This is a genomic window from Craurococcus roseus, assembly GCF_039523795.1.
Taxonomy (GTDB): Bacteria; Pseudomonadota; Alphaproteobacteria; order Acetobacterales; family Acetobacteraceae; genus Craurococcus; species Craurococcus roseus.
On record NZ_BAAAFZ010000007.1, the window covers coordinates 67,843 to 76,269 of the forward strand.

General features: G+C 71.8%; 9 protein-coding genes. 1 reads left to right on the plus strand and 8 read right to left on the minus strand.

All coding sequences use genetic code 11. The features are described 5' to 3' along the window. Positions 1 to 4: 4 nt before the first annotated feature. From catA to ABD067_RS02395, 6 genes are read right to left on the minus strand one after another with little or no spacing between them, the layout of a single operon-like run. Positions 5 to 934 carry a catechol 1,2-dioxygenase gene (gene catA / locus ABD067_RS02370; RefSeq protein ID WP_343893541.1) on the minus strand — a complete coding sequence of 310 codons (930 nt, stop codon included), beginning with the start codon at positions 932 to 934 and terminating at the stop codon, positions 5 to 7. A 54-nt stretch (positions 935 to 988) separates the two neighbouring features. Continuing rightward, positions 989 to 1,777, minus strand: a complete 789-nt coding sequence (locus ABD067_RS02375) for a 1,6-dihydroxycyclohexa-2,4-diene-1-carboxylate dehydrogenase (RefSeq protein ID WP_343893542.1) — start codon at positions 1,775 to 1,777, stop codon at positions 989 to 991. Positions 1,778 to 1,784: 7 nt separating this feature from the next. Next, on the minus strand, positions 1,785 to 2,828 hold the full coding sequence (gene benC / locus ABD067_RS02380) for a benzoate 1,2-dioxygenase electron transfer component BenC (RefSeq protein WP_343893543.1): 1,044 nt from the start codon (positions 2,826 to 2,828) through the stop codon (positions 1,785 to 1,787). A 26-nt stretch (positions 2,829 to 2,854) separates the two neighbouring features. Continuing rightward, positions 2,855 to 3,379 carry a benzoate 1,2-dioxygenase small subunit gene (gene benB / locus ABD067_RS02385; RefSeq protein ID WP_343893544.1) on the minus strand — a complete coding sequence of 175 codons (525 nt, stop codon included), beginning with the start codon at positions 3,377 to 3,379 and terminating at the stop codon, positions 2,855 to 2,857. A 14-nt stretch (positions 3,380 to 3,393) separates the two neighbouring features. Continuing rightward, positions 3,394 to 4,746: a benzoate 1,2-dioxygenase large subunit gene (benA, locus tag ABD067_RS02390; RefSeq protein WP_343893545.1), complete on the minus strand. Its 1,353-nt coding sequence runs from the start codon at positions 4,744 to 4,746 to the stop codon at positions 3,394 to 3,396. A gap of 16 nt (positions 4,747 to 4,762) precedes the next feature. Further along, complete coding sequence (locus tag ABD067_RS02395) at positions 4,763 to 4,969, minus strand: (2Fe-2S)-binding protein (protein WP_343893546.1); 207 nt, start codon at positions 4,967 to 4,969, stop codon at positions 4,763 to 4,765. A gap of 177 nt (positions 4,970 to 5,146) precedes the next feature. On the opposite strand from ABD067_RS02395, the gene ABD067_RS02400 reads away from it, so the two are divergent. Next, a complete protein-coding gene (locus ABD067_RS02400; RefSeq protein ID WP_343893547.1) occupies positions 5,147 to 6,085 on the plus strand; it encodes a LysR family transcriptional regulator in 939 nt (312 codons plus the stop codon). 79 nt (positions 6,086 to 6,164) lie between these two features. On the opposite strand, the gene ABD067_RS02405 is transcribed toward ABD067_RS02400, so the two are convergent. Beyond that, positions 6,165 to 6,935 (minus strand): L-iditol 2-dehydrogenase, encoded by a 771-nt coding sequence (locus ABD067_RS02405; protein ID WP_343893548.1) that lies wholly within the window; start codon positions 6,933 to 6,935, stop codon positions 6,165 to 6,167. Continuing rightward, the gene (xylB, locus tag ABD067_RS02410; RefSeq protein WP_343893654.1) at positions 6,932 to 8,392 is read right to left on the minus strand and encodes a xylulokinase; all 1,461 of its coding nucleotides are present in this window, start codon (positions 8,390 to 8,392) and stop codon (positions 6,932 to 6,934) included. The genes ABD067_RS02405 and xylB overlap by 4 nt, the downstream gene beginning before the upstream one ends. Between the last annotated feature and the right edge of the window lie 35 nt (positions 8,393 to 8,427).

The following is an 8,427-nucleotide window of genomic DNA, read 5'->3' on the forward strand; positions in this document are numbered from 1 at the left end:
GGGGTCAGCCCGCCGGGGCGTGCTCGCGGTGCACGACCGTGTCCGGCGCGGCGGCGCTTTCGGCGTGCAGCACGAAGTCGAAGGTGATCTCGGCGTAGGGCGCGTTGAGGCCCTTCGCGCGCACCGCCGCGGCGTCCGAAACCCGCCGCACCTCCGGGATCAGACCGTCGCGCGTGGCGAAGGCGAAGTCGTCGTGCAGGTACTCGTCGCCGTCGATGTTGATCTGCGTCGTCAGCTTCCGGTGGCCGGGCGCCGTGACGAAGAAGTGGATGTGCGCCGGGCGGTGGCCGTGGCGGCCGAGCCGGTCGAGGAGCTGCTGCGTCACCCCGTCCGGCGGGCAGGCGTAACCGGACGGCAGGATAGAGCGGAAGCGGTAGCGGCCCTCGGCGTCCGTCTCGATGCGGCGGCGCAGGTTGTACTTCGGCTGCGAGGGGTCGAAGAAGGAGTAGCCGCCGAGCGTGTTGGCGTGCCAGACGTCGACGATGGCGCCGGCCACCGGCTTGCCGTCCACGCCGCGGACCTGGCCGTCCATGAACAGCACCTCGCCCTGCTCGCTGCCGTCGTCCAGCCGCGCCTCGCCCTTGGAGAGCGGCGCGCCTTCGATCCAGAGCGGGCCTTCGATGGTGCGCGGTGTTCCGCCCTCAAGGCCGGCCTTACGCTCGGCCTGGTCCATGCGCAGGTCGAGGAAGGTTTCGAGGCCGAGGCCCGGGACCAGCAGCCCGACCTCGTTGGCCTGGCCGAGCCGCGTCAGGTAGCCCATAGCCGACCAGAACTCGTCGGGCTGCACGTCGAACTCCTCGATCGTGCGGAACAGGTCGGACACCACGCGGTGGACGATGCGCTTCAGGCGCAGGTCGCCGCTGCCGTCTCCGAGGTTGCTGACCTTCATCAGCAGGTCCTTGACCTCTTTGGTCTCCATCAGGCTGTCGCTCATGTCTCGTTCCTCCGTTCGGGTGGTCTTGGCCGGAAGCGGTCCGGCCGCCGCTCCTCAGCCGAGGTCGCCGCCCGCCACGGGCAGGGTGACGCCGGTGATGTACGAGGCCTCGTCGGAGGCCAGGAACAGGATCGCCGCGGCCTGGTCCTCCGTGGTGCCGTAGCGGCGCATGAGGCTGGACGCCTTGGTCTGCTCCACCACCTCGCGCCACCAGCCCTGTTCCTGTTCGCTCCGCTCCACGGGAGCGGCGGTGTTGCGCGGGATGCGGCGCGGCGGCGCCTCCGTCCCGCCGGGCGCGACGCCGCACACCCGGATGCCGTGCTCGGCGTACTCCCAGGCGAGGCAGGCTGTGACCGCGTTCACGCCGCCCTTCGCCGCCGCGTAGGGCACGCGGTTCACCCCGCGCGTCGCCACCGAGGAGACGTTGACGATGGCGCCGCCGCCGCCTTCCAGCATGGCCGGCAGCGCGGCCCGGCAGCACCACAGCGTCGGGAACAGCGAGCGGCGGATCTCCGCCTCGATCTGCGCCTCCTGATACTCGGCGTAGGGCCTCGCCCAGATCGTGCCGCCGACGTTGTTGACGAGGACGTCGAGGCGGCCGAAGCGCCCGCGCACCCCGTCCACGGCCGCGGTCGCGCCGGCATAAGTTTCGAGGTCGGCGGTGATGGCCAGCGCCTCCGCGCCGGCCTCGCGCCGGGCCTCCTCGACGAGGTCCGAGCGGTCCACGAGGGCGACCCGCGCCCCCTCCCGCGCCAGCCGCAGCGCGACGGCGCGGCCGATGCCCTGCGCCGCCCCCGTCACCAGGGCGACCTTGCCGGCGAAGCGGTCCGGATGGGGCGTCATGGCCGCCTCACGCCGCTTGCCGGTGGGTTTCGCCGGTGACGGTCACGGCGCCGCTCGGCGAGAACTTCTCGTAGTAGAAGTTCGCCGGCGCCACGCCCTGCCCGCCGAGCCAGGCGCGCACCGCGTCCACCATCGGCGGCGGGCCGCACAGGTACACGTCCACCTCGCCGCCGTTCAGGTGCGCGGGCTCGATGTGCGCCGTGACGTAGCCCTTGCGCGGGTGGGCGCTGCCTTCGGCGGCGACGCAGGTGGCGAAGGTGAAGCCGGGGAGGCTGGCGGCGAACTCCTCCAGCCTCGGCACCTCGACCAGGTCCGCGTCGTTGGTCACGCCGTAGACGAGGTGGACCGGCTGCCCGCCGGTGCCCGCCGCGGCGAGCTTCCCGAGCATGGACAGGAAGGGCGCCAAGCCGGTCCCGCCGGCGAGGAACAGCAGCGGGCGCTTCACCTCCCGCAGGTAGAAGCTGCCCGCCGGCCCGACGAGTTCCAGCGGCGTCCCCGGCGCGGCGCCCTCGCGGAGCCAGGTGCTCATCATCCCGCGCGGGATGTCGCGCACCAGGAAGGACACCGCCGCGGCGCCCGGCGCCGAGCTGAACGAGTAGGAGCGCCGCTGGTCCGTGCCCGGCACCAGGATGTTGACGTACTGCCCGGGCAGGAAGGCGAGGCCGGCCGGCGCGTCCAGCGAGAACGCGATGCTCGTCTCAGAGAGCCGCTCCACCGCGCGGAGCGGCGCCTCGAAGCTCTGGCCCTTGGTCTTGCACACCTCCGACGAGGCGGGGATGGCCAGGACGAGGTCTGTTTCCGGCCGCATCTGGCAGGCGAGGGCCAGGCCCCCGGCGGCTTCTTCGTCCGTCAGGGCGTCCTCGATGTAGCTGCCGCCGTCGTAGCGGCCGGACTCGACGCGGCACTTGCAGGTGCCGCAGGCGCCGTCGCGGCAGTCCAGCGGGATGTTGATGCCGACGCGGTACGACGCGTCGGCCACCGTCTCGCCGGAACGGCACTCGATGAAGCGCGTGACGCCGTCCTCGAAGTTGAGCGCGATGCTGTGGCCCATGGTGTTCGTCCTCCCTCGCCCGCCGCTCAGATGTGGTAGATGTCGACGACGTGGTGGATGTAGTCGTTCTTCAGCACGACCTTCTTGCGCCGGATCAGCGGCTGCGCGCCGGCGGTGTCCACCGTGTAGTACGAGGTGCCGAAGTAGGTGTCCGTGGTCTTGTAGCGGTAGCTGAACGTCACCCAGTTGAAGCGCAGCTTCGCCAGGCCGCCGGACTGCTCCAGGATCTCGACGTTGCTGATGTTGTGCGAGGTGCGCGGCTCCGGCAGGCTGGTGGCGCTGGAGCGCTCCGTGCGGATGCGGAAGACCCGGTCCTCGAGCCCTCCCTTGTGGCCGTACCAGATCAGCGAGATCTCGGTTTGCGGGTCCTCGACCAGCTTGTCGTCGTCGTCCCAGGACGGCATCCAGAACTCGGCGTCGGGCGCGTAGCAGGCGAGCCAGGCGTCCCAATCCTTGTCGTCGAGCGCGCGGGCCTCGCGGTACAGGAACCGCTGCGCGTCCTGCAGCGTGAAGGCGGCGGCGCGGGTGGGGGCTTCGATCGTGGCGGACATGGCGTTTCTCCTCCTCAGCCCTGGGGCTTGCCGGCCTCGGCGGCCAGCGCGCGCCGCATGGCCTCCTGCCAGTACTTGTGCTGGACGACGAAGAGGCCTTCGTCCTCGGTCTTCACGCCGCTCATGACCGGCTTGAGGCCGATCGCGTCCGCTGCTTCGTCGGGGCCGTCGATCCAGTGCTTGGCGCCGCGGCACATGTCGTTCCAGCGGGCCGCGCGCCCCAGCATGGACATCTGGCAGGCGCGGAACTCCTCCAGGTCATCCGGCGTCGCCATGCCGGAGGCGTTGAAGAAGTCCTCGTACTGGCGGATGCGGCGCGTCCGCGCCTCCGGCGCCTCGCCCTTGGGCGCGATGCAGTAGATCGTGACCTCGGTCTTATCCACCGAGATCGGCCGGTAGTGGCGGATCTGCGAGGAGAACTGGTCCATCAGGTACACGTTCGGGTAGAGGCAGAGGTTGCGGCTGCGCTGCACCATCCAGTCCGCGCGCGCCTGGCCGTATTGCGCGGCCAGCTCTTCGCGGCGCTCCCAGTTCGGCCGGTCCTCCGGGTTCGACCAATTGGTCCAGAGCAGCAGGTGCCCGTTCTCGAAGGAGTAGAAGCCGCCGCCCTGCTTGGCCCAGCCGCCCGCGCTCATGGCGCGGGTGTTGTCCACGTGCTCCGCTTCCTTGCGGCGGCTGGTGGTGGCGGCGTAGTTCCAGTGGACCGCGCTGACGTGGTAGCCGTCGGCGCCGTTCTCCGTCTGCAGCTTCCAGTTGCCGTCGTAGACGTAGGTCGAGGAGCCGCGCAGCACCTCCAGGCCCTCCGGCGACTGGTCCACGATCATGTCGATGATCTTCGCCGCCTCGCCCAGGTGCTCCTTCAGCGGCGCCACGTCGGGGTTGAGGCTGCCGAAGAGGAAGCCGCGGTAGCTCTCGAAGCGCGCCACCTTCGTCAGGTCGTGCGAGCCGCCCTTGTTGAAGTTGTCCGGGTAGCCGGCGCCCTCGGGGTCCTTCACCTTCAGCAGCTTGCCGGAGTTGTTGAAGGTCCAGCCGTGGAAGGGGCAGGTGAAGGTGCTCTTGTTGGCCCGCTTGTGGCGGCAGAGCATCGCGCCGCGGTGGCTGCACGCGTTGATGAACGCGTTCAGCTCGCCCTGCCGATTGCGCGCGATGAAGATGGGCTGCCGGCCCATCCAGCCGGTGAGGTAGTCGTTGTTGTTCGGGATCTGGCTCTCGTGCGCCAGGTAGATCCAGTTGCCTTCGAAGATGTGCTTCATCTCGAGCTCGAAGAACTCGGGGTCGGTGAAGATGTCCCGGCCGACGCGGTAGACGCCCTTCGCGGCGTCGTCCTCGAGGGCGGTGTCGATCCTGGTCTGGACGCTGTCGAGCATGAGTTTTCTCCCGTGTTTATTGGTTCGCGGAGGCGCCGGGGGGCGCCGAGGCGCCGTCCCGGATGATCCCGAGGAGCCCTTTCGTGCAGGCGCCGCACTGGGCGCGGCAGCCGCACGCGGCGTAGATCTCGCGGGGGCGCTTGGCGCCGTCGTGGACGGCTTGCCTGACCTGGAGGTCGCTCAGCGCGTTGCAGAGGCAGAGGTACATCGCGGCGCGCCTCAATCCGGGCGGCGGCTCGACGGGCGCGCGGCGGCCCGACGGCGCGACGGGCGGGCCGGGGCTGCCCCGGGACGGCGTATGGCGGACCTGGTGTTCTTGGCCCTGGATGATACTTGGATCATCTTGTTCCTCCGTTGCCGCCCAAATCGCAGCTTTCAATGCTGCCGGTCCAAGACTAAATTGGTCGCAACCATACCTGGGAGGTATCGCCTGGAGTCGCGCCAGCTCCGCTATTTCGCGGCCGTAGCACGCGAGCGGAACTTCACCCGCGCGGCCGAGAAGTTGCGCATCGCGCAGCCGCCCTTGAGCCGGCAGATCCAGCAGCTCGAAGAGGAGTTCGGGGTTGCCCTGTTCGACCGCGGCAGCCGGCCGCTCGCCCTGACGGACGCCGGGCGGCTCCTCTTCGAGCAGGCCGTGCAGGTGCTCGACCGCATGGACGAGATGAAGGCGATGGCCCGCCGGCTGCTGGAGGCGGAGAAGCCGCGCTTCAGCATCGGCTTCGTGGCCTCGACGCTGTATGGCTACCTGCCCGAAGTGATCCGCCGCTACCGCGGCGCGCGCCCCGGCGTCGAGCTCACGCTGCTCGAGCTCACCACGATGGAGCAGATCGCGGCGCTGAAGGAGGGCCGCATCGACGTGGGCTTCGGCCGCATCCCCTTCGACGACCCGGCGATCGAGCGGACGCTGCTGCGCAACGAGAAGCTCAGCGCCGCCCTGCCCCTATCCCACCCCCTCGCGTCGCGCACCGGCCGGCTGCGGCTGGAGGAGCTGGCCGGCGACACCCTGGTCGTCTACCCGAAGGCGCCGCGCCCGAGCTACGCCGACCAGGTGCTCGGCCTGCTGCGCGGGCGCGGCCTGAAGCCGCCGGCGGTCCACGAGGTCCGGGAGCTGCAAACGGCGCTGGGCCTGGTCGCCGCGGAGACCGGCGTGTGCCTGGTGCCGGCTTCGGTCGAGCGGCTGCGCCGCGACAACGTTGTCTACCGGCCGCTCGACGAGTCGGGGGCCGTCTCGCCCATCATCATGAGCGCGCGCAAAGGCGACGCGTCGCCGGAGATCAAGCTGGTGCTCCGGCTGGTGAAGGAGATGTACCGCAAGGAGGGCATCGCCTTCGGGGCTTGAGCCGCCGCGAGGGATCGGCGGAGGCCCACCGATCGTGCGGGAGAGGCCGGGCGCAGGGCGTAGCCGGCGGTGCGCCCGCTCAGCTCATCCAGTTGCCGCCATCTATGTTGTAGGTCTGCGCGACGATGTAGTCGGCGTCGGCGCTTGCCAGGAACGCGGCGAGGCCGCCGATCTCCTCCGGCCGGGCCATGCGGCCGAAGGGCACCGCCGCGCCCACGCGGCGCTTCTTCTCGCCGGGCGGCAGGTTCTCGTACCGGGCGAAGCGCGCGTCCACGTCGTCCCAGTGCTCGTTGTCCACCACGCCGGGCGCGACGGCGTTGACGTTGATGCCGTGCTTGATGAGGTCGAGCCCGGCGCTCTGCGTCAGGCTGATGACGGCCGCCTTGGACGAGCAGTACACGGCCACCAGGGCCTCGCCGCGCCGGCCGGCCTGGGACGCGAAGTTGACGATCTTGCCGCCTTGCCCTTGCGCTATCATCTGGCGCGCCCCGGCTTGCAGCGTGAACAGCAGGCCTTCCACGTTCACGGCGTAGACGCGCCGGTAGCTTTCACGCGTGATCTCGACGATGGGCGCGAGGTCGAAGATCCCGGCGTTGTTCACCAGGATGTCGAGCCGGCCGAAGGCGGACACGGTGCCGGCGACGGCGGCGTCGATGGACTCCTGCCGCGTCACGTCCATGCCGAGGGCGACGGCCCCTCCGCCGATCGCGGCGGCGGCGCCCTTCGCGGCCTCCTCGTTGAGGTCGGCGACGGCGACGCGGGCGCCTTCCCGGACGTAGCGCTCGGCCACGGCGCGGCCGATGCCGCGCGCGGCGCCCGTGACCAGGGCCGACTTGCCGGCGAGCCTCATGGCGTTCCCTCCAACGGCGACAGGGCGCGGTACAGCGCGCGGTAGCGGGGCAGGCGCGCCGCGTAGGCTTCGGCGAGAGCGGGGTCGGGCTCCACCGTCTCGACGCGCGCGGGCGGGGCGCAGACGGCCTCCGGCGCTTCGCCGGTCGCGGCCATCCGGCCGAGGCGCGCCGCGCCGAAGGCGCCGCCGAGTTCGCCCGACGCGACGCGGTGCAGCGGGACGCCGAGCGCCGCCGCGGCGATCGCCACCCAAGCCCGCGAACGGGAGCCGCCGCCGATCGCCGCCGCTTCGCGGATCGCGGTGCCCGACGCGGCCAGCGCGTCCAGGCAATCGCGCAAGGAGAAGGCCACGCCCTCCAGGACGGCCTGGGTCAGGGCCGCGCGCCCGGTGTCGTGCGACAGGCCGGCGAAGGCGCCGCGGACGGCGCCGTCGTTGTGCGGCGTGCGTTCGCCGGAAAGGTAGGGGAGGAACACGGCCGGGCTCGCCGCGCGGGGCGCCGGCAGTTCGGCCAGCAGGTCGGATTCGGAACGGCCGGTGACGCCCGACCACCAGGCGAGCGAGGCGGCGGCGGAGAGCGTGACGCCCATCTGGTGCCAGGTGCGCGGGAGGGCGTGGCAGAAGCTGTGGACCGCGCCCCGCGGCCAGGGCACGTGGCGGTCCGTGGTGGCCCAGAGCACGCCGGAGGTGCCGAGCGACACGAAGGCGTCGCCGGCGCGGATCGCCCCCAGCCCGACGGCGCCCGCCGCGTTGTCGCCGGCGCCGCCCGCGAGGACCGGCGGCCGCGCCATGCCCCAGCGGGCGGCCAGTTCCGGCCTCAGCGCGCCCGCCGGCGCGTCGCCTTCCACGAGGCGCGGCATGGCGGCGCGGCCCAGCCCGGTCGCCCCGAGCAGCTCGTCCGACCAGTCGCGCCGGCCGATGTCGAGCCAGAGCGTGCCGGAGGCGTCCGACATGTCCTCGATCATCTCGCCGGTCAGGCGGAAGCGGACCCAGGCCTTGGGCATCAGCACGCGCGCGGTGCGCGCGAAGATGTCCGGCTCGTGCCGGCGCACCCAGAGGAGCTTGGGCGCGGCGAAGCCGGGCATGGCGAGGTTGCCGGCGGTCGCGTGCAGGGACGGGACGGCGGCCTCCAACTCGCGGCATTCGTCGGTGGCGCGCGTGTCGTTCCACAGGATGCAAGGGCGCAGCACGGCGCCGCTCCGGTCCAGCAGCACCGCCCCGTGCATCTGGCCGGACAGGCCGATGCCGCGCACCGCCGCCAGCTCGCGCGGCCGCGCCGCCTTCAACGCGTCCACGGCGGCGAGCATCGCCCGCCACCACGCCTCCGGGTCCTGCTCGCTCCAGCCCGGGCGAGGGCGCGAGACGTCCAGCGCTTCGGCGGCGTCGGCCAGGACGCGCTGCTCCCCGTCCACCAGCAGCGCCTTCACGGACGAGGTGCCGAAGTCGAGCCCCAGGAACATGCGCCCTCCCCGGCCGCCGCGGCGCGCTGTCAGGC

Bases quoted from the DNA above. Each gene is read 5' to 3' on its own strand.
- catA (WP_343893541.1), bottom strand. From the start codon at position 934: ATGAGCGACAGCCTGATGGAGACCAAAGAGGTCAAGGACCTGCTGATG.
- ABD067_RS02405 (WP_343893548.1), bottom strand. From the start codon at position 6,935: ATGAGGCTCGCCGGCAAGTCGGCCCTGGTCACGGGCGCCGCGCGCGGC.
- benA (WP_343893545.1), bottom strand. From the start codon at position 4,746: ATGCTCGACAGCGTCCAGACCAGGATCGACACCGCCCTCGAGGACGAC.
- benB (WP_343893544.1), bottom strand. From the start codon at position 3,379: ATGTCCGCCACGATCGAAGCCCCCACCCGCGCCGCCGCCTTCACGCTG.
- ABD067_RS02375 (WP_343893542.1), bottom strand. From the start codon at position 1,777: ATGACGCCCCATCCGGACCGCTTCGCCGGCAAGGTCGCCCTGGTGACG.
- benC (WP_343893543.1), bottom strand. From the start codon at position 2,828: ATGGGCCACAGCATCGCGCTCAACTTCGAGGACGGCGTCACGCGCTTC.
- xylB (WP_343893654.1), bottom strand. From the start codon at position 8,392: ATGTTCCTGGGGCTCGACTTCGGCACCTCGTCCGTGAAGGCGCTGCTG.